This is a genomic window from Streptomyces minutiscleroticus (assembly GCF_014650875.1).
In the GTDB taxonomy this organism is placed as follows: Bacteria; Actinomycetota; Actinomycetes; order Streptomycetales; family Streptomycetaceae; genus Streptomyces; species Streptomyces minutiscleroticus.
Window position 1 is genome coordinate 1 of sequence record NZ_BMVU01000055.1, and the last position, 18,861, is coordinate 18,861.

At 71.4% G+C, this 18,861-nt stretch carries 28 protein-coding genes and 1 pseudogene; all 29 read left to right on the forward strand.

Annotated elements, in window-relative coordinates:
• The first annotated feature begins 798 nt into the window (after positions 1 to 798).
• On the forward strand, positions 799 to 1,170 hold the full coding sequence (locus IE271_RS33160) for a hypothetical protein (RefSeq protein ID WP_190194197.1): 372 nt from the start codon (positions 799 to 801) through the stop codon (positions 1,168 to 1,170).
• A gap of 69 nt (positions 1,171 to 1,239) precedes the next feature.
• A complete protein-coding gene (locus IE271_RS33165) occupies positions 1,240 to 1,815 on the forward strand; it encodes a hypothetical protein (RefSeq protein ID WP_190194198.1) in 576 nt (191 codons plus the stop codon).
• Positions 1,816 to 1,985: 170 nt separating this feature from the next.
• Positions 1,986 to 3,164 (forward strand): DUF932 domain-containing protein, encoded by a 1,179-nt coding sequence (locus IE271_RS33170; RefSeq protein WP_190194199.1) that lies wholly within the window; start codon positions 1,986 to 1,988, stop codon positions 3,162 to 3,164.
• A 276-nt stretch (positions 3,165 to 3,440) separates the two neighbouring features.
• Positions 3,441 to 3,734, forward strand: coding sequence for a hypothetical protein (locus IE271_RS33175; protein WP_190194200.1), 294 nt, complete (start codon positions 3,441 to 3,443; stop codon positions 3,732 to 3,734).
• Positions 3,735 to 3,762: 28 nt separating this feature from the next.
• Positions 3,763 to 4,248 carry a hypothetical protein gene (locus IE271_RS33180; protein WP_190194201.1) on the forward strand — a complete coding sequence of 162 codons (486 nt, stop codon included), beginning with the start codon at positions 3,763 to 3,765 and terminating at the stop codon, positions 4,246 to 4,248.
• A complete protein-coding gene (locus IE271_RS33185; RefSeq protein WP_190194202.1) occupies positions 4,241 to 4,453 on the forward strand; it encodes a hypothetical protein in 213 nt (70 codons plus the stop codon). The genes IE271_RS33180 and IE271_RS33185 overlap by 8 nt, the downstream gene beginning before the upstream one ends.
• Positions 4,454 to 4,630: 177 nt before the next feature.
• The gene (locus IE271_RS33190; RefSeq protein WP_190194203.1) at positions 4,631 to 5,452 is read left to right on the forward strand and encodes a hypothetical protein; all 822 of its coding nucleotides are present in this window, start codon (positions 4,631 to 4,633) and stop codon (positions 5,450 to 5,452) included.
• Between the two features lie 420 nt (positions 5,453 to 5,872).
• On the forward strand, positions 5,873 to 6,190 hold the full coding sequence (locus tag IE271_RS33195) for a hypothetical protein (RefSeq protein WP_190194204.1): 318 nt from the start codon (positions 5,873 to 5,875) through the stop codon (positions 6,188 to 6,190).
• Positions 6,191 to 6,236: 46 nt separating this feature from the next.
• Positions 6,237 to 6,827, forward strand: a complete 591-nt coding sequence (locus IE271_RS33200; protein ID WP_190194205.1) for a hypothetical protein — start codon at positions 6,237 to 6,239, stop codon at positions 6,825 to 6,827.
• Positions 6,828 to 6,884: 57 nt separating this feature from the next.
• Positions 6,885 to 7,175 carry a hypothetical protein gene (locus IE271_RS33205; RefSeq protein ID WP_190194206.1) on the forward strand — a complete coding sequence of 97 codons (291 nt, stop codon included), beginning with the start codon at positions 6,885 to 6,887 and terminating at the stop codon, positions 7,173 to 7,175.
• A gap of 226 nt (positions 7,176 to 7,401) precedes the next feature.
• The gene (locus IE271_RS33210; protein WP_190194207.1) at positions 7,402 to 8,031 is read left to right on the forward strand and encodes a hypothetical protein; all 630 of its coding nucleotides are present in this window, start codon (positions 7,402 to 7,404) and stop codon (positions 8,029 to 8,031) included.
• Between the two features lie 215 nt (positions 8,032 to 8,246).
• Positions 8,247 to 8,579, forward strand: coding sequence for a hypothetical protein (locus IE271_RS33215; RefSeq protein WP_190194208.1), 333 nt, complete (start codon positions 8,247 to 8,249; stop codon positions 8,577 to 8,579).
• A gap of 20 nt (positions 8,580 to 8,599) precedes the next feature.
• Entirely contained in the window at positions 8,600 to 8,869 is a 270-nt protein-coding gene (locus tag IE271_RS33220; RefSeq protein WP_190194209.1) for a hypothetical protein, read from the forward strand.
• Between the two features lie 89 nt (positions 8,870 to 8,958).
• A complete protein-coding gene (locus IE271_RS33225; RefSeq protein WP_190194210.1) occupies positions 8,959 to 9,687 on the forward strand; it encodes a hypothetical protein in 729 nt (242 codons plus the stop codon).
• 392 nt (positions 9,688 to 10,079) lie between these two features.
• Positions 10,080 to 10,250, forward strand: coding sequence for a hypothetical protein (locus IE271_RS42505; protein WP_229919716.1), 171 nt, complete (start codon positions 10,080 to 10,082; stop codon positions 10,248 to 10,250).
• A gap of 54 nt (positions 10,251 to 10,304) precedes the next feature.
• Positions 10,305 to 10,799, forward strand: a complete 495-nt coding sequence (locus tag IE271_RS33235) for a hypothetical protein (protein ID WP_190194242.1) — start codon at positions 10,305 to 10,307, stop codon at positions 10,797 to 10,799.
• Positions 10,800 to 10,838: 39 nt separating this feature from the next.
• Positions 10,839 to 11,180 carry a hypothetical protein gene (locus IE271_RS33240; RefSeq protein ID WP_190194211.1) on the forward strand — a complete coding sequence of 114 codons (342 nt, stop codon included), beginning with the start codon at positions 10,839 to 10,841 and terminating at the stop codon, positions 11,178 to 11,180.
• A 212-nt stretch (positions 11,181 to 11,392) separates the two neighbouring features.
• Positions 11,393 to 12,877 (forward strand): ParB/RepB/Spo0J family partition protein, encoded by a 1,485-nt coding sequence (locus tag IE271_RS33245; protein WP_190194212.1) that lies wholly within the window; start codon positions 11,393 to 11,395, stop codon positions 12,875 to 12,877.
• 86 nt (positions 12,878 to 12,963) lie between these two features.
• The gene (locus IE271_RS33250) at positions 12,964 to 13,350 is read left to right on the forward strand and encodes a hypothetical protein (protein WP_190194213.1); all 387 of its coding nucleotides are present in this window, start codon (positions 12,964 to 12,966) and stop codon (positions 13,348 to 13,350) included.
• A 131-nt stretch (positions 13,351 to 13,481) separates the two neighbouring features.
• A complete protein-coding gene (locus IE271_RS33255; protein ID WP_229919717.1) occupies positions 13,482 to 14,138 on the forward strand; it encodes a hypothetical protein in 657 nt (218 codons plus the stop codon).
• Between the two features lie 18 nt (positions 14,139 to 14,156).
• A complete protein-coding gene (locus IE271_RS33260) occupies positions 14,157 to 14,393 on the forward strand; it encodes a hypothetical protein (RefSeq protein WP_190194214.1) in 237 nt (78 codons plus the stop codon).
• An 81-nt stretch (positions 14,394 to 14,474) separates the two neighbouring features.
• The gene (locus IE271_RS33265) at positions 14,475 to 14,816 is read left to right on the forward strand and encodes a hypothetical protein (protein WP_190194215.1); all 342 of its coding nucleotides are present in this window, start codon (positions 14,475 to 14,477) and stop codon (positions 14,814 to 14,816) included.
• 111 nt (positions 14,817 to 14,927) lie between these two features.
• Positions 14,928 to 15,368: a CpaE-like family protein gene (locus tag IE271_RS33270; RefSeq protein ID WP_229919718.1), complete on the forward strand. Its 441-nt coding sequence runs from the start codon at positions 14,928 to 14,930 to the stop codon at positions 15,366 to 15,368.
• Positions 15,365 to 15,538 carry a hypothetical protein gene (locus IE271_RS42510; RefSeq protein ID WP_229919719.1) on the forward strand — a complete coding sequence of 58 codons (174 nt, stop codon included), beginning with the start codon at positions 15,365 to 15,367 and terminating at the stop codon, positions 15,536 to 15,538. The genes IE271_RS33270 and IE271_RS42510 overlap by 4 nt, the downstream gene beginning before the upstream one ends.
• A 106-nt stretch (positions 15,539 to 15,644) precedes the next feature.
• Positions 15,645 to 16,034 carry a hypothetical protein gene (locus tag IE271_RS42515; RefSeq protein ID WP_229919720.1) on the forward strand — a complete coding sequence of 130 codons (390 nt, stop codon included), beginning with the start codon at positions 15,645 to 15,647 and terminating at the stop codon, positions 16,032 to 16,034.
• Positions 16,031 to 16,768, forward strand: a complete 738-nt coding sequence (locus tag IE271_RS33280; protein WP_190194216.1) for a hypothetical protein — start codon at positions 16,031 to 16,033, stop codon at positions 16,766 to 16,768. The genes IE271_RS42515 and IE271_RS33280 overlap by 4 nt, the downstream gene beginning before the upstream one ends.
• Positions 16,765 to 17,367 (forward strand): hypothetical protein, encoded by a 603-nt coding sequence (locus IE271_RS33285; RefSeq protein WP_190194217.1) that lies wholly within the window; start codon positions 16,765 to 16,767, stop codon positions 17,365 to 17,367. The genes IE271_RS33280 and IE271_RS33285 overlap by 4 nt, the downstream gene beginning before the upstream one ends.
• Positions 17,368 to 17,424: 57 nt before the next feature.
• Positions 17,425 to 17,973 carry a single-stranded DNA-binding protein gene (locus tag IE271_RS33290; protein WP_190194218.1) on the forward strand — a complete coding sequence of 183 codons (549 nt, stop codon included), beginning with the start codon at positions 17,425 to 17,427 and terminating at the stop codon, positions 17,971 to 17,973.
• Between the two features lie 156 nt (positions 17,974 to 18,129).
• Positions 18,130 to 18,837 (forward strand): annotated as a pseudogene (locus IE271_RS42520) (DNA-processing protein DprA); the annotation flags it as partial.
• Positions 18,838 to 18,861 lie beyond the last annotated feature (24 nt).

Here is an 18,861-nt window from a genome sequence, read left to right on the forward strand (position 1 = left end):
CGGTTCGCTGCGCTCACCGCCCGGCCCGGACTGCGTCCAGGCCGGTACTCCTACGCTGCGCGTAGGAGTACAAGTGCGGTGCTTCGCACCGCACTTGACAGCGCGTCCGCTGCGCTCCCGCACCTTGCCCGCTTACGCGGGCAGGCTGGCTACAGGGATGGCCGGTCGCCGTAGTGGCGGGGCGTGCTGGGTTGGCAGGCTTGATGCACTTCCGTGCGTGCTTCAAAAAGAGACTCAGACGGACTCTGGGATGAGTCACTCCCTGCGGTCCCGGATCACGTCTCCGTCTGATTCCTGCCCGGCATCCTCGATTTATCTGTCCGTCAAGCTGTGCGGTGAACCGGGAAAGCCGTCCGCAGAACGGCCAGGAGGCCGCCTAGCGCGTTTTTGTGGCGCCCCCCTGGAATCCCACGCCCGAGCGTCCCGCCGCCCCTCCAGTCAGCGCGCGGAGGCTTCGCCGACGCGCAAACAGCTATCAGTGCCGCCGATCCCCGAAGGCTCACTCCTGCCCGCCCGTCCCGCCATCCTTCCCACCACCCAGCACGGGCAGCAGGGGTCAGCCGAGGGGATGTCAGGATTCCAGGTGCGCCCGAAAACCCGGTCTGACCTGCTGTTTTGGCTGATCTGAGCACTAGGAGATCGCAACAGTAGTCGCAAGGCCGGGTGCAACACATGACGCAACAGAGATCGCAACAGAGATCGCAACAGGGGTTCCATATCTCACGGCTGGATACTATTATTGTAGATGCAGGGGGGAGGCGACCCCCGGCAAGCGCAATGATCAACGAAGGGGAGAAAGTGGAAATCAAGATTTCCGGCGGCATCGTTCGGCCCGCGCGCGCAAGTGAGGGTGTGCCCATGAGCGCTATGGCCATTCAGGCTCGCGCTATTGCCAACTTCCTGCCGCTTTCCTGCCGTCGAATCGGCGCGAAGGTCGTGCACAACACCGACGCGAATTACACCGGAATCCGGTTCGACACCAAGGTTGGCCCGGTCGTGCTGGAAATGCCGATGTATGACGAGCCGTACCGGGTGGTTCACGAGCTGATCGAGCCGGACAAGAAGGGGCGCACTGAGGTCGAGATGCGCCGTATCCCGCAGATCTACAAGCCGCAGGGCATCGCGCACATGACGGCTGAGTACCTGCGTTCGCGCGGGTTCCTGGGCTAGAGCCCGCCCGGGGGCGCCCGACCGGGCGCCCCCGGCCATCCGGCACCATACGGACCGAGAAGGGGAAGCATGGACGAGACGCGCATGGCAGGGCAGAACGAGGAGATCCGCGCGGCCGAGGAGACCGGCGCGCCGGTGACGCAGGCCGAGCGGGAGCAGTCCGGGCACGCGCTGTGGGAGCTGGCCTACGGCGAGGTGGGCCGGGCGCTGGGCATCCCGAGCGAGCACGTGGAGACGGCACGGCCGTTCTTCGAGCTGGGTTGGGCGATGGGGGTGCGCACCGGGCACGGTGCCCCCGCCGTGGCCGGGGTGCCGGTCGACCGCGCCGCCGTCGCGCGAGCGTTCGCCCTGCTGTCGCCGGAACAGGTGGCGGACGGCATGTTGCTGGCCGTGGCCCGGACCCTGGACCCCGAGCGCAACGGGCCGATCCTGTGGCAGAAGGTCGACTATCACGGCAGCCACACCGGCAAGCACGGCACCTACTGGGTAACCGCTATCCACGCGCACGCCGACCCGTTCGGCGACGGACCCGAAGTCCGCTACGACATCAGCGAGCAGCGCGGAGCCGCATTCGTGGTGAAGCTGCGGAGCGTACGGCGCGAGAGCATCACCCCGCTGCCCTACTTCCAACGCATCTTCGCCTAGGCCCGGAAGGGTATAAGCGCAGGTCAAGGGGTGGGTTTACGCATTCCCTTCCGATACTAGTATTGGAGTTGTTCGGGCGGCGGTGGCCCCGCCGCCCAGCCCGCAGAAATCAACACAAGGTCCGGGGGCGGTGGCCCCGCCCCCGGACCGCAGCGAAGGGGAAACACCGCATGACTCAGCAGTTCGCAGAGCGCGTCACCGCCGTTGCGCCCACCGGTGCCCGTAACGCCGGTGTCGAGGACCTGGCCCGCATCCTGGAGGACCAGCAGGGGCGGAAGCTGGACGTGATCGCCGCCGCCTCCGCCCTGAAGTTCCACGCGGGCAACCTGCACGTCGAGGGCGTGGAGCCGCTGTTCACCGAGGACGGCGTGACCACCGTGGACGGCATCTACCGGCCCACCGCCGTCGCCGACGAAGGCGTGGCCGACAAGCTGCGCATCCCGCTGGCCTACCTGCGCCGGATGCGCGCCGACAACGTCCCGCTGCTGGACGAGAACGTCAACGCGTGGCTCCGTCAGGAGCCCGAGCGCCGTTTCATGCTGCGTGCGTTCCGGGGCGACGGCGCCCCCGGCATGACGCCGGGTGAGGGCGTGGCCCGCGCGCTGCTGTCCGACAGCTACAAGCGCATGGACAACCTGGATCTGCTGTTCGCCGCGCTGGAGGGCGTGAAGGAGTCCGGCCACCCCGTGCGGATCACCGGCTGTGACCTGACCGACCGGCGCATGTACGTGCGCGTGGAGTCCGAGGCGGTCGCCGTGCAGGCGCGCGAGTTGCTGCGCGGCTACCGCTCCCCGTTCGACGAGCGCAGCGGGGACGAACTGCCGATGGTGTCGGCAGGGTTCGTCATCACCAACTCCGAGGTCGGGGCGGGTGCCTACACCCTCACGCCGCGCGCCGTCATCCGGGTGTGCTGCAACGGCCTGACCATGGCCAAGGACGTAATGCGCGCCGTGCACCTGGGAGGCAAGCAGGACGATGGCGTCATTTCCTGGTCGGCGGAGACGCAGCGCCGCATGTTGCAGGTGATCACGTCGAAGACCACCGACGCCGTGCGGCAGTTCCTCTCGCGTGAGTACCTGGGTGCGAAGGTGGCGGAGATGGAGGAGGCCGCCGGGAAGCGGATCGCCGACCCGACGAAGACCATCGAGCACGTGACCAAGACCCTCAGCATCGGTGCCGAGGCCCGGGAAAGCATCCTCGCGCACTTCGTGCGCGGCGGGCAGATGACGGCCGGTGGCGTCATGCAGGCCGTCACGTCGACCGCGCAGACGCTCGCCGACGCCGACCAGGCCGCCGCCCTGGAGGCCGCCGCGCTGCCCGCGCTCGCGGCCGCAGCCTCGCACGGCTGACAGACCCCCGTGCGGGCCGGGAACCCCGAGCCCGGCCCGCACGGGCCCCACACCCCGGCAGGGGCGGGGGCCGCACCCCGGCAAGGGGGTGCGGCCCCGGCCCCGCCGGCCGCCACGGCCGCCGCCAGACCGGCCGGCGCCGCGCCATGCCGTGCAGCAGACCGCCCGTCGACAGGACCGGCCGCAGCGGCCGGGATGCCCGCGCCCGATGAGGCGCGCCCCGGACCGCGCCGCCCACCGCCGCCGCCCACCGTCGTGGAGAGGACGTACCGCCCCATGCCCACCAGCTTCCTGCAACAGCCCGAAGAGCCCGTGTCCCCCTTCGAGGTCGCCAGGGCCGCCCTTGTTCTGCTGGGGGACCAGTGGGGCGTACTGCCGGGCCCCATGGGCACGACCGGGCACCTGCACAACGGCGACGGCACCCCGTTCACGGTCGGAGTCTGCGAGGCCGGACACCTCTACGTCCGCAACGACAGCCAGGGCGACGCCGCCCATCTGCCCGTGCCGCCTACGGCCGATCTGGCCGCGCTCGCCCACGCGGTCGCCCGCATCCTCCCCGAACTGTTCTGACCACCCCCACCGCCAAGGAGCACGCGTCATGACGTCCGAACTCCCGCGCCCCGACGACGTCGACGTTGTGGCCGCCGCGAGCCGCGCTGAGACGGCACTCGCGACCCTGGTGGCCGCCCTCGGTGAAGGCGCCCATCAGCTCAGCCTCGCGCTCGACCGCATCGACGGCGTGTTCCTGACCGCCGACGTCTCGCTCAAGCTCACCCCCGACGCCCTGTATCTGCCGGAGGAAGGGGGCGAGGACGAGTTCGTGAAGCTGCGCATGCTGCTGGTGTACGCGCTGGAGGGCAGCACCGCGCGCAGCGCCGTGCTGATAGCGACGACCCTTTCCGATCTGGTGCCGCGCGTGCGCGGCTGGAGTGCGCGGGATGGATGGCTGCACCCCATGGACCCCGCCGAGCTGAAGCGCTCGCAGGCTCCGTGCGCGGACGGCCCCGCGCCGCTGCGCCAGTTCGTCCCCGCCCCCGTCCTGGACCGCTACGCCGCTCTGCTGGAGGACAACCCCCATGGCTGACACTGCGACCGCCGTTGCCGCCAACGGCTACTGCACCAACACCGCGCCCGTACCCGGGTCGGTGCGCAGCACCAACACCACCGCGCTGGGCAGCAAGTTCGCCCGCCTGAACAACCGGCCCTACGCCGACTGCCCGTGCGGCCGGACCGGGGTCGGCGTGACCGCGCGCGGCAAGCTGCACCGCCACAAGCCGCCGCAGGAGTAGCACCCCCTAGCGTGCCGCATCCCGCCGTCTCCCCTTCCGGCGGGGTACGGCCGACCCGGCCATGTTCGCCGCTGGCCGCCGACCAGCCACCCCGAGCCCGCACCACCCCTTCGACGGGCGCGGGGCGCCGGTCCCCCCTTCTATCCGCCGTACAAGCCCGCCAGGGAGCAGCCCACCGTGACCACCAGCCCGGAACTGACCATCCCCACCCCGTCCGGCCCCGTGTTCGCCACCGCCCAGGACCACCAGGACGGCCGCGCCGTGCTGTACACACTGCGCGGTGCCGTGCGCGGGCAGGTCTGCGTGACCGGCACCCACGACCGCTATCACTGGGACCAGTTCACCGCGCTGCGCGTCAGCTTCGGATCGTGCGACGTCATGGCCGAGCTGGCGCCGCAGGAGAGCCTGCCGCACCTGCGCAGCGCCACCACCCGCTATGTGGGCAGCGTGATCCGCAGCACCGGCGAGGGCGAGCCGTACCAGCAGGTGCAGTCGCTGGAGTCGACCGCCGGCCGCGAGCCGTCGGAGAAGACCGCCCAGACGCTCACCGCCGTCCTGCACGCCTGCGGGGAGGACACCGCCTGCCGGCCGGACCTGCCGCGGCTGCTGGACGCCGCCCGCGAAGGCGACACCCCCGCCCTGCTCCGATTCCTCACCTCCGTACTCACCCAGTGCGAGAAGGACGCGGCCCGCTACGAGAAGGAAGCCGCGGAACACCTGCGCGACGGACGCGCGGCCGCTGCCCTGTGGTGGGCCCTGGCCCGCCAGCTCACCGCCGCCTACGCGCCCCTGCCCGTACTGGCATGGTGGCTTGCCGACTACACCGGCTCACAGGCCCGCCGCGCCCTGGTGGCCCCCGACCTGGCCCGCATCAGCCAGCAGGCCGCCGCCAACCAACGCCAGGACCACGCCCGCTTTACCGCCGAAGTGGCCTCACTGCGTGCCCAGCAGCGCACCCGCCGCCCCCGCTGGACGACACCGGCCGCCGAACGTCGGTAAAAGAGCAGGTCACAGGGTGGGTTCACACTTATCCCAAAGGGACTATTATTGGTGTTGTGCGAGGGGGCAAGCCCTCCAGTCCCCCCGGCCCCCTCGCGCACCCCCTGCCGCGCCGCCCACCGGACGCGAGCCCTGCGCCCAGCCGCGCCCGCCCCGCAACGTCCCCGCCCGGCATAAGAGGACGGCATGTTCCCGGAGACCGAACCGAATCACCTTCACTTGGACCCGCACCCCGCCTGTATCTGCACGCCGCTGCCCTGCGGCGCATACGCGCTGGCGCCCGGTTGCCCACAGCACGGCATGAACAGCGGCACCCGCGCCACGTGGCATTTCCCCAACCGCTGCCCCAGCCGCCAGCTCCGGCTCCGGCTCCGGCGCTGACCCAGGCACCCTCAAACCGCACAGAGGAGAAGTGACCGCGTGAGCGCCAAGCGCCCGTTTTTCGTCGTCGGCAGGTCCAACGGCAGCCAGTTCGACGTCTGGCACACCGAGGAAGCACCGGCCGACCCGATGGAGCGCAACGAGCTGCACGAGGAGTACCGGATCGACGCGCTGGAGGAGTCCGCCAGCGTCACCCTCGTGTACGCGCACAGCGAGGAGGAGGCGCGCCGCACCGTGCGGGCCGAGGTACGCGAGGCAGCGATCCGGGGCCACATCGACATCGCCGCCGGCCGCGCGGGGCGGGCGGCACGCCGCCGGATCCAGTCCCGCAGGACCGTGCAGCACTACCGCCGATAAGGCACCGCCCCGCCACCGACCGCCCCCACGCAGAAGGACATCCGCTATGGCTATAACCAGCCAGCCCGTGATTCCCGACAAGGCACGCGACCTGTGGGAGCGAGCCAGCGCCTGGCGCGCCCGACTGCCCGATATCCACGCCGGTCGCCTCGAGCTGAAGGGCAACGCTCTCAACCGCTCCTGGCGGTCCGACGAGACTGCGGCAGCGATGAGAGGCCGCGCATGCCGCACCTCCGCCGTCGCCATCATCCTGGATGCCAACGGCCTCAACGCCTCTTACGGAGGAGGCGGCCTTCTGCACAGCCCGCACATCATCGGTTTCTGCGCAGGCTTTCCCGCCGACAAGGACACCCTTGCCGTCCCTGCCATCAATGGCTTCCTTATCTTCACCACGCTGGGCGCTCTCCTGCCCGTTGACGTGGACCATGCCGCTCCGCTCATTCTCGATACCGCCCGCTCCGCCGTCGCGGCCTGCTGCGCGGTGACACGGCCTGCCGAGCGCTACCCCGGCGATCGCAGTTTCGTCACCGTGAACACCGATGCCGTCTGCTCGGCCTGTCAGCACTGGCTCGATAACGCGGACGCCCGGCAGGAACGCCGCCACGCGAAACCCCACACGACCGGCACTCCCGGCTGACCACCCCGACTCCGCGCGCCGACAACCGTCCGCACCCTTGCGAGGAGGAGATGCGTCATGGCCACGTTCGGCCACATCACCCGCGAGCGCTGTACCCAGCTCGCCGCCGCTCTGACCGCCGCCGGCCTGCCGTGGGAGGACAACGGCCACCAGGACGACCCGCAGTTCCTCACCTACACCGTCACCGACCCCCACGGCCGCCGGTGGAGCATCAGCCCGGCCACCGGCAACCAGACCACGCCGTCCAAGCCCGGCCACGTCTGGCAGGCATCCTGCGCCAGCACCCTGCACCGCACCGCCATCACCACCGCCCAGGGCGCGGCCGCCATCTGCGAGCACCCGGCATGACCGGCCAGCCGCGCCCCTGGCGCCCGGAGGACTTCGACGACTGTTGCGAGACGTGCGGCGCCCCGCCCGGCCAACTGTGCAAGCCGTGGTGCGACACCGGATACACCGCCGAGGACGCCCGCCGCGAGGCCGTACGCCGCCAGGAGACAGCCGACCGCACCGCCACCTCCCTCGCAGCCCGCAACGCCCCTGACCTGTGCCCACCACACCGTGAAACGGAAGCGCCATGCCCACCGACCCGCCACCGCAGCTGACCGCGCAGGAGCAGTTCGACGTCTTCACCGACGCCGTGGCCCGCGCGCTGGGGACGCGCTGCCAAACCGTGCCGCTGCCCGGACTCGCACACGAACTGGCCCGCACCATCATCGACGGCGACGGCCGCACTCTGGACTTGCACCAGTACAACCGTCACCGCCCGGAGAAGCTCAGGGTGTATGCCGCATTGCGCGACACCAGCCAGGTAGCGGAACCGTCGATCGGGGTGAGCGCCATCAGCGCCGATCACGTGGCCCGCGAGATCCGCCAGCGCCTGTATCCGCTGCACGCTGCAGCCGTCAGCCGGGCAGCCCAGTTCGCTGCACTGCACCAGGCCGAGGCAAACGCCCGCCGGACCGTAGTCGACCTACTGGCCGCCTCGCTGCCCGGTGTCAGCGTGCACGAGGACCATCGCCATACACGACTGCTGTGGGAGCGCGAGCCCACTTCGCCCGAGGCGCGCGGCGAGAGGGAGTGGGACAGCGTCAGTGTGCGCGTGGGTCCGTCCGGCAGCTGGTTGCGCGTGGAGGCGTCCGGCCGCGCCCCAGTCATCGCCCGTATGCTCGCCGCCTTCGCCCAGGACGATCCCCCGGAGAGGTAAAGTTGCAGGTCACGGGGGGGGTTCACATCGCCCCGGTAGGCACTATTATTAGATGTGTTGAGCGGCGGAAGTCATCCGCCTCGAGTCTTCAGGACCAGTCGGCCGCCCTTGCCACCTGCCATCACGCGGCAGGCGCGGGCGCCGCCCCGCCGCTCCCCAGTTCAGGTTTCCGTTCCGTGCATCCCGTATCTACCTGCCTGCCCAGGAGATCCCTCATGCTGCGTTCCCTGCGCCCGTCCCGGCTCCGCCTGCCCGCCCGTCGCTTCACCGCCGGTATCGCGGCGCTGCCACCCACCGCGCGCGAGGCGTTCGGGACCGACATCGACGGGGCCGGAGCCGTCGCCTACAACCGCAGCCGTGCCGCCACGGCAACCGCCATCGCCCTGTACCGCAGCGGCTACCGCCTGCCCCTGCGCGACGACGAGCTCGACGACGCCGTGCATGCGCTGGACTTCCCCTACTCCCGCCCCAGCGTCGAGACCCGCTCCGCCATCCGCGCCGCGCTGGCGGTGCTGGAGGCCGACTACACCGTGACCGTCACCCACTGACCACAGCAGGAGACCGCACCATGTTCCTGGTCGTACTCGACCTTAACCAGGGCTTAGTGGCCGCCCCCGCGTCCGGCGACGACCTCACCCACGACACGCAGCAGGTGCTCACCGTCGAGGGGTTCGCCTGGAGCAGCGAGATCCAGGCGTTCGTCCGGCAGGACGACGCCACCCCCGCCGACGTGAACAACACCGCCGACATGCTGCGCGAGCTGGGCCACCAGGTGGAAACCGCGTGGGCGACCCTGCCGCCCGCCGTGGCGCCCTTGCCGCCCACCGTCACCCCGTAAGGCGCACCCCGGCCCGGCCCGTTCACCGGCCGGGCCCCCGCCGCCCGCTCGCCCCCTGCATCTGCCGCTTCACGCCAGGAGAGTCCGCCATGTCCCGCCACCGCACGCAGCCGCCCGCCCCCTACGCCGTTGCCGAACTGGACGGCGCGCATCAAGTCGTGGACCAGCGCCACGGATACGCGCTCAGCAGCCACACCACCCGCGCGGACGCAGAGGAGGCCGCGCGGGAGCTGACCGGCAATCCGACCGCCGCCATCGCGGCCGTGCAGGACCTGGACGCCGCGCAGACGGGGCCGGCCGCCGCCGAGCGCCGCCTGCTGCGCCGGTACGGGTACGCCTGGAGCCTGCGCCAGAGCGACATGCTCGACCTGTTGGGCGACTTCATCTACTACTACCGTCTTAAAGAGCTGACCACCGCCGGTCGTCTGGCCATGGTGTTCAGCCCGGCCGGCCTGCCGTTCTACACCACCCCCGAGCAGTTCCAGCAACTGGCACCCCGGCCCGTGCGTGACGGCAAGGAGACGTTCCCAGCCGTGGACCTGGCCCACCTGGAACGCTCGCACTTCGCCCTGTCGGCCATCCCTCAGCACAAGCGGTACAAGCCGTGCCAGATGCACGGCATCGCGCTGCACCGGTGCATGCTGTGCGGCCCGCGCGAGCAGTGGGAATGCCAGTGGGGCGCGTGCACCGCCAACGCGGTGACCACCTACTGCGAGCGGTGCGAGCGCAGCAACCCCCACCGCGCCTTCCCGCTGCCGCCACGCCCCGGACGACGACTAGCGTTCCCGCAGGTCAAGGGGTGGGTTCACATCACATAATAAGCAACTATTATTAGACGTGTTGAGGCGCCCCGCGCCTCGACCCCCCGCCCCAGAAGGAAGGTCGCAGGCACGGCCCCGTCCGAACTGGCCGCCGCACTCGCCGACCCGACGCAGCCGGTGGTACGCCAGGCGCTGCGCCGTCTGCACAGGCCCGCCCTGCACGCACTGTCACAGGAGGTCATCAAGGCCGCCGCGCGCGAGTGGCAGGAGATCGTGGTCGACCGGGTCGAAGCCTTCCTGGCCGATGAGACCGAGGACGCCCCGCCCGTGGTGGCCGCCTACTTCACCGCGACCGAGCGCCCGGCGAGCGAGGGCCTGACCTGGAATCCGTTCATCGCCGCCCTGCCCCCACCGAGGACATTCCGGACCTGCGGGCCACCCGCACCACCGTGCGAGCGGTCGCCGTCGACGAGGCCGAGAAGACCGTGGAGCAGTTCGCCGACGACCAGCTGGCCGCAGCGCTCGACCGGGGTGCGGCGCTGGACCCACCGGACCACAACGACGTCCTGCGCGTCCATCTGCCCACCCGCACCGTCACGCTCCTTTCCCTGGACCTCTGACCGCCCTACCGTGCGGATACCTCCCCGGGGGTGCCCGCGCCCAGGAGGCGCATCGTGCCCACTCCGATCCTGTGCCACGTCTGCCACGAAGGCCGGTACCGGCCGCGCGGCCCGCAGACGTACGCCTGCTGGTCCTGCAGGAGCACCGCCACCGCGGCAGCCTTCCCCGTACAGGGCGACGAACGGCTCATCGTGCACGAGGGCATCGTGCAGGTCCTGACCGTGCCGGAGGGCCATCAGGTCATCACGCCCACCCGGCGCGTCCACGCCCCGCACCTGGGCGCCGGGCTGGCGCTCGCCCTGCGGCTCCACCCGCACCGCCCCGTCTTCGCGCGCCCCGAGGACGCCACCACCGCCGCCGAACTGCTGACGCTGCTGGACGAGGACGAGCGGGGCCCCTGGGTACTGTCCCGCGCGCAACTACAGGTCCTCGTCCGTGCGATGGAATTGCGCCACGCGCTGCTGCCGTTCAGCGCCCGCCAGTACCCCGAGTTCGACGCCGAGATCCGCGCCGCCTACGCCCACACACAGTGCGCAGATGAGGTCTGACCGGCACTCACCGCGCCCACGCACGAGAAGAGCGACATCATGCCCGCCCATTCAGTGTTCGCTGTCTACGGCGTGCGCATTGAGGCCGCCCCCGACGCCCGGGAGGCACTGGAACACGCCGTGGAGGCACTGAACATCAGCGCTCGCGAGGCAGGGAACGTTGACCCGCCGCTCGGACTATTCGCCGTCGGCGGGGAGAGCGAGTGGGACCACGTCCTGTTGGGCGTCGCCCACCAGTCACTGGGAATCGGCAGCTGCACGGCCCTGCCGGCGTTCCCGGCCGATCCCCGCTGGGACAGCATCCTGCGCAGTGCCGCCGAACGCTTGGGACTCCAGGTCCCGTCCGGGCCGTGCGGGTTCATCGCACACGACCTCAGCTGACCAACCGCAGTACCGCGTCAGCACACCGCCCCGGCTACACCCGCTTCCCGATGCCGAACGGGAACCGCACCTTCGCCGCGTGAACCAAGTTTTCGCAGGTCACAGGGTATCTAGACCTCTACAAAATCGATACTAGTATTTGCAGTGCGGCGAGGGGGTCACCCCTTTCAACCGCGCTCATCCGCAGACCCGGCAAGGAGAAGGAGAGCCCCATGGCCACCGCCGTTTCGACCCCCGACACCACCACTGCCGAGCCCGTCCCGGCCGACGACGCCGCCGTGCAGGTGGTCCTGCTGGACGCAGCGCTGCTGGTGCGCGACGAGTGCAACGCCCGCGAGACCGACACCGAGCCGGACGAGAAGCTGATCAACTCCGTCAAGGCGCTGGGCGTGGAGGAGCCCGTCAGCGTCCGTCCCCGCGAGGACGGCACCTATGGGGTGTTCAAGGGCTGGCGGCGCTCCCAGGCGCAGCAGATCGCGAACGCCAGCGCCGAGCAGGATGGTCGTCCGGTGCGTCAGGTGCGGGCGTATGTGCGCACCGATCTGGTGGGCAATGACGCGTGGACGCGGTTTCTGTCGCTGGTGGAGAACGACCACCGTCAGGACATGGACGCCCGCGACACGCTGAAGGCGCAGGAGCTGGCGCTGATCGGTATGGACGAGGCCGATCTGAAGCGGGCGACGAAGGCGCTGGGGGTCAAGCACGGGGCCGCCAAGCAGGCGCGTGCCGCGCAGAGGCTCGATGACGCCACGCTGCGGCGTGCGGCGGCCGGGGGCATGGATCTGGAGCAGACCGCGCAGCTCGCCGAGGTCGAGTCCGTCCCGGGCGCCGAGCGCCGTCTGCTGGATGCGCTGCGCAAGGACCAGGAGGCGGGCCAGGGCGGGCGCGGCCACTGGGACCAGACGATGGCCCTGCTGCGCACCGAGCAGGCCCACGCCGCCGAGCGCGAGAAGATCACCGCCGAGCTGGCCATGGCCGAGATCCCGCTCCTGCCGACACCGTCGCCCTACAGCTACGGGCCCAAGGACACCGCCCAGCCGCTGGACCAGCTCACCACCGGGCTGGGCAACCCGCTGACCGAGGACATGCACCGCAACTGCCCCGGCCACAGCGCCCGGCTGGACGAGGACAACAAGCCCGTCTGGCACTGCACCGACCCCGCCGCGCACGGCCACAAGGTGCGTCCGCAGCCCAAGAAGCCGCGCACCGAGGCCGACGAGCAGGCGGCCGAGGAGCGGCGCAAGGTCATCGCCTGCAACCGGGCGTGGAAGGCGGCCGTGGGCCCGCGTCAGGAGTTCGTCGCCCGGCTGGTGCGGATGAAGACCCTGCCCGAGGAGGCCCGCGTCTTCGCGCAGGAGATCCTGCTGACCCTGCCCTACTTCTACCGGTCGTGGACGGACAAGCCGGAGAGCGAGACCGTCGCGCGGTTCCTGGTCATCAAGGACGCCGAGCACGCCGACCTGACCCAGACCGCCGCCCAACTGCCCAAGGCGCGGCTGGCCAGCGCCCTGTTCGCACACATCGCCGCCGCGTGCGAGTACGGCATCCGCGAGCCCAAGACGTGGGCGCACCTCTACCCGTGGCAGGCCCGCTACCTGCTGCTGCTCGAAGCGCTCGGCCAGGCCGACAACGGCAGCTACCAGCTCTCCGAGGTCGAGAACCAGGCCGTGGCCGACCACCGGCCCGCCACCGACTGACCGGCCCCCGCTCCCCTCTCCAAGCTCCGGCCGGGCACACCCCCGTGCCCGGCCGGTCCTCCCCCTCTCCCAGAAAGGGACACGCCATGTCGATCGACTCGATCAGCATGAAGGACGTGCGCGAGTTCATCGCGACGCTGCCGGATGCCGCCGCCATCGCCGAAGTCCAAGAGGCCTCCGCCGAAAGGTTGCAGGAACTGACCCAGGCCGCCTACGCAGCTCTCGTGGCGGGCAGCACCGCTCGAATCACCGACGACCTGAACCGAGCCTGCCTGCGTGGACTGACCGGCACCGTGCAGGAGCGCAACCGCACCAAGACCCGCGCAGGCTTCCTGCTGGACGAGGAGTCCACCCAGCGGCTGCGCACCGACCCGCGCAACACCCGCTTCAAGGTTCCCGAGGGCGTCAAGCGCTTCCGACTGCGCGGCGGCATCCCGATCGCCTGCCTGGAACTGATCGAGGACGAGGACTGACCGTCCCCTGACCGCCGCCGGGCAGGGCGACCCGACCCAGACCCGCCCTGCCCGGCGGCACCCGGCGGCCGCAGAACCGGCCGCACTTGCCGATCCGTGCCGACCGCCCATGTGAGGAGCCAGAGGCAACCATGGTCATCACCCCCATCACCGTTGTGGCCGCCCGCGCCTACGCGCGCGAGATGAGCGGCTGCACTCTGCCCCAGCCGTCGCCCGCAAACGTCGACGACGGCGTGCTGACGCCAGCGCACGAGACGGCCTTCTTCCTGGGCATGGCCGAGACGTTCCGCATCCTCATCCGACCCGGCATCCAGCCCTGGCCGGGCATCACAGAGCTGAGCGCGGCCGCGCAGGCCGCGTCCGGAGGCGGCCTGTGGTACCGCCGGGGCGACGAGGCCGCGCGCCGCATCGTCACCTCCGACCGGCAGATCCGCACCCTGCCCCAGGACCCCGACCAGCTGTGGGCGCTGCTGGCCGACGTCCTCCAGGCCCTGGAGATCCTCGGCCAGGCACCGCAGCTGGACGGCAGCAACCAGCGGCGCAGCAACCTGCCCGGCCGCCCACCGGCCATCCGCAGCACCCCGGCCACCGGGAACTGGGAAAAGCGCGTGGAGTGGAACCCGGACGGTGCCTGCCGCTGGAGCGCCACCCGGAGCGTCACCTGGCAGTGGCCCGGTCGCACGCCCGAGCAAGCGCAGCCCGACGTGCCCGACGGGCAGACCCGGGCCCGGGACGTGCTGGAGCAGGTGCTGCGCAAGGAGGGGTACCGCACGGGGCGGCGCAGCTGACTGGGGGCGGGTGCGGAAGTGGTCACCGTCCTGCTGCCGGGCGGCGCCGAGATATGGATCAGCGACGCCGGCGCCCGCGTCGACCACCCCGCCCATCAGCACACCGGCTGGACCGCCTACCTGCACACCGGCCCCGACGACGAGATCGGCCAGCAGATCTACGAGCAGCCCAGCACCGGCATCGGGCTGGCCGCCGACACCGTGTCCTTGCTGGCCTTCCTCATCCGCTACGTCGACACCTACCGGCCCGCCTGACCAGGCCGACCACCCCGCCGGGGCGGGCCCGCCAAGCGGCCGCCCCGGCATTCCTTCCCGGCTCACGTTTGAGAGGTAGTCATGTCCCAGAAGGCGAATCCGCCCGCCGCGTCGGCTCCCGAGGAGGACGGCCGCGACAAGCCCGTGACCCTGGCCCTGCTGCGCCAGCTGGTCAACCGCGACTGGCGCGGCCTGCCCGGGAATCTGCTGATCGTCATGTCCGGCGACCCCGAGGGCAACCGCTACTCCCCCTTTGCCACCTACGGCCACGGCCGGTACGAAGCGCTCGGCCCGCACGACGCCGTCGGCGAGGCCCACCCCACGCCCGGGCAGTTGGCGAAGAGCCCGTCGCTGCGGGAGCTGTACCCCGACGGCGTCCCCGACAAGGTGGTCCCGGCGCTGGTGCTCTACCCGCTGGGCTGATCTCCCCTACGCGGTGGTGGCAGGCGCCCGCCAGCGCCTGCCCCCGCCATCCGCACGGCCGCGCCCCGCGGCCGGCCACCTCTCCCCCATTTCTCAAGAAGGAGGTCCGACGTGCCCACGTCCATGCCCCGCGTCGAGGAGCCGCACGCCACGGGCAGCCGGGTGCTGGTCATCAGCGACCGGCTCGACGACGACCCGGTCCGCTTGCAGCCCTGCACCGTGCCTCTGCGGCACACCCCGTCCGCGCACTTCACCACCGCCGAGTACCAGGCCGCACCGCTGGTCATCCTGGACGACCGCAGCTACACCGCGTTCACGCTGCGGCACATGCCCCACCGCCCGGGCCTGATCCTCGTGCTGGCCGCACCCGACGACGCCGGCGTCTACCTGCGCGCGGCCGCCATCGGAGCCGAGGCTGTCATCCCCATCGACCGCAGCATGGACTGGCTGCATCTGCGCCTGCACGACGCCACCGACTGCCGCCACACCGACTGGAACGCCCCCTTCAACACCGGTCCCGTCGACGGGCCCACGCCAGGAGGCGACGCATGAGCCGCGCCATTCCCCAGCGGTGCGCGGGCCGCCCCCTGTCCGGTGGCCTGGTGGTGCCGTGGATCTCCCTGGTCCACGGCGGGCACGCGGTCTTCGGCAGCATGGACGCCGCACGGGCTCCGGCCGCCTTCCACCGGCGGGCTGTGCCAGCTGTGCGGGCAGCAGCTTGACGAGCGGTGCTATCTCCTCGTGCGCCCCGCGGATGTGGCCACCGGCTGCGCACCAGAACCGGCCGTACACCCCGAATGTCTGCCGTATGCGGCCGCGCATTGCCCCATGTTGAATGGCGCCGCCACGCACTACCGCAGCCGTCCCGTCACAGCCGGCCACCCTGCCGGACGCCCCTGCGCCGACCCGGCCTGCCCCTGCCCGGCCCGCACGCCCGACGCCGGGCACGCCGCCCGCAGCGGCCGCCCGGCCGACCGGTACGAGGCCTGGATGATCCACACCCGCCACTACCGCCTCGTGCCCCTGCCCGACGCCCCGGAGACGGCCGTCGGCATCAGCCTCGCCGTACCCGTCCTGCGAAAACGCCTCCTGCGCACCGCCGCACTCACGCCCCGGCAGCAGGAGCTGAAAGGGCTGCTGACCGGCCTGCTGCAACAGCTGCCGCCCGCACCGCCCGTCCCCGACCGGTCCAACCAGAACGAAGGAGAGACGCCGTGAGCGAGCCGCACCTGCCCGTCCCCGACGGCGGCACCCTGACGTGGCTGCCCTTGAAGCCCATCGGGCACCAGTTCACCCGCGATGAGGTCGCCGTGCTCGACCTGCACGGAGAAGCGCACGTCATGGACGCGCCGTACAGCTGCGACGTCTGCGACATGGCGCCGCGCTGGCAGATCACCGAGCACGCCGTCCATGTCCAGGACCCCTGCCCCTACCCGGACGGCATCACCACCACGATCACCCTCAACGTGCCCTCCGGGCGCATCCTCGTCACCGACGACCTGCGCCCCGTCTACCGGTGGGAGCGCAAAGGGCGCGCCGACTACAGCACCGCCCTGGGGCAGGCGCAGGTGGTGCGGGCCATGGCCGCCATCGGCTGCGCCTTCGGCCCTGTGGGCAACACCTGCCCCGGCCTGTACCGCACGGGCGAGGACAGCTTCGTCATCGCCCGCCCCCGCTACAGCGAGGACGAGAACGGCGACCCCGACCTGCCCGAAGACACCTGCCTGGCCAACATCTGCACCGCCCTGTGGGCGTACTCCATCGCCGACGTCGAGCACTGGAAGGCCCGCGGCGGCGACCCCGGCAGCCTCGGCTGGACCGACACGATCGTCGACATCACGCCGGGGACCTACCAGTTCACCCACCACAGCGGAGAACGCGGCTTCGACTCGGACACCGCCGACGCCGTGATCTTCGCCCACATCCAGCGCATCGGAGAGGCGCAGTCATGATCACACCGAACCGCGCGACGCCCGAGGGCGCTGCCATCGTCGACCTGCATCAGGAAATGCTCGGCCTGCGCGAGCGGTACGACGAGCTGCCCGGAGCAGAAGTCGTCCCCGTCCTCGAACACTGGCTGACCCGCTTCGACTTCACCACGCCCGCCGACTTCCACATGCACCCCCCGCAGGAGACGTGGGGCCTGCCCCTGGCCGACCCGCCCGAAGAAGCGCACGCCGGCACACTCGGCACGGACACGGCCGCCCGCCCCTTCCCCTCCCGGCAGGAGTGCATCCTGGCCAACACCACGGCCGTCTTCCACGAACTGGACGGCCCCCGCGGTGAAGGCCTGCCCTGCCTCGAAGTGGCCGGCGTCCTGGTCTTCCTCTACCTCGACCCCCGCTGGAAGACCGTGCGGGTGTCGGTGCATCTGGACTCCACCGCCGAGCGCCTGGTGCGCCCCGACGGCACGGTCCCGCTGCACGTCGAGGTCGAGGACACCGTGGTGTTCAGCGCCGGAGCCGCGCGGCCAGCAAGCCGGTGGAGGCGGAGCCTGCGAGGCTTGGTTCGCCGGTCCCAGCGCAGGGGCCGTACCGGACCCAGGGCGTGACGGAGAGGGTTGACCTATCCCTAAACCCTACTATTATGGAAGTCAGGAGGTGTTCGCATGGCTCAGTCCGACACGCATGTGTCCGGAACCGTCACCGGCGATGCCGAGTGCCGGTTCACCGAATCCGGGATCGCCGTCGCCCGCTTCCGCCTGGTCCACGTGCCCGTCCAGTGGGACGCCGCCACGCGCCAGTGGCGGGACGGTACGCCGGTCCGCTACGTGTGCACTGTCTGGCGGGACCTGGCCCGTACCGCCACGGAATCCCTGGTCGACGGCGTGCGCGTGATGGTCTCCGGTCGCGTCACCGAGATCCGGGACAACTGCATCCACCTGAGCGTGGACGAGGTCGGGCTGAGCCTGCGCCAGCGCATCGCCTACACCGAGGCCAGCCTGCCCAGCCCGGCCGCTGCCGCGCCCATGTCCCCCGCAGCGCCGGTCGCTTCGGTCGCTGCCCCTGCCCCGGCCGAGCCCGCCGAGGGGCGTGCTGTGCGTCCGGCCGCTCGCCGGGCGAGCGGCCCGCCCGGCTGGTGGAAGCAGGAGCGGGCCGCCGGGTGGCACCGTCCCGCCCGCAGCACGGCCGCCGACGTCTCCCCTTCGCGCCGGTAGCCGACCGCTCTTCGCGCTTCCCCCCTTCGCGCACCACCTGCGGGGCGCTGGTTCGCCTGCCAGCGCTCCGCCCCCCTTCGCCCTGTCCTTGTTCACCGTCTTCTGGGCGCGGTGCCGGTTTCGCCTGCCGGTGCTGCGCCCGTTGGGAGGTTCGTCATGCCTGCATCCCGTGTCCCGTCCGAGCGCGCCGCCCGGGCCGCGCTGGCCGCCCACTTCACTCCCGAGGAGGTCGCCGCCGACCTTGCCGACCGCAGCGCCGCCGAGGTGTGGCAGCGGAGGGTGAGCGCCGATCCGGCCGGGCGTCTGGCCCGCTACCGGCCCGAGGAGGAGCTGCGCACCGCCACCGGCGGCGGGCAGTTCGTCATCCCCTCCGATCCGGAGTGGCCCGCCGCGCTGGAGGACCTGGGCGAGCAGTGCCCGCTGGGGCTGTGGGTGATCGGCCGCGAGTATCTGCCGCGGCTCACCGCGAGTGCGGTCGCCGTGATCGGCAACCGCAACCCCACCGACCACGCCCTGACCACCGCCCGCCTCTACGCTGGTGCCCTGGCCGCGGCCGGGCACACGGTCACGGCCACGCTGTCCTACGGCGTGGAGGCCACCGCGCACCGCACCGCTGCCGTCAGCGGCCAGGCCAGCCTGGCCGTCCTGCCGCGCGGCCTGGACCACTGCCACCCGCACGCCCACGGCTCCCTCATGCGCGACATCCGTGACAGCGGCGGCGCGGTGGCCAGCCTGTACCGGCCGGGCACCCCGGCCAGCGGCCTGACCATGCAGGCCACCGCCGCCGCGCTCACCGCCCTTTCCCGGGCCGTGGTCCTGGTGGAGGCGCTGGACCACAGCCAGACCATGCACACCGCCGACGCCGCGCTCGCCCTGAGTTCGAGACGG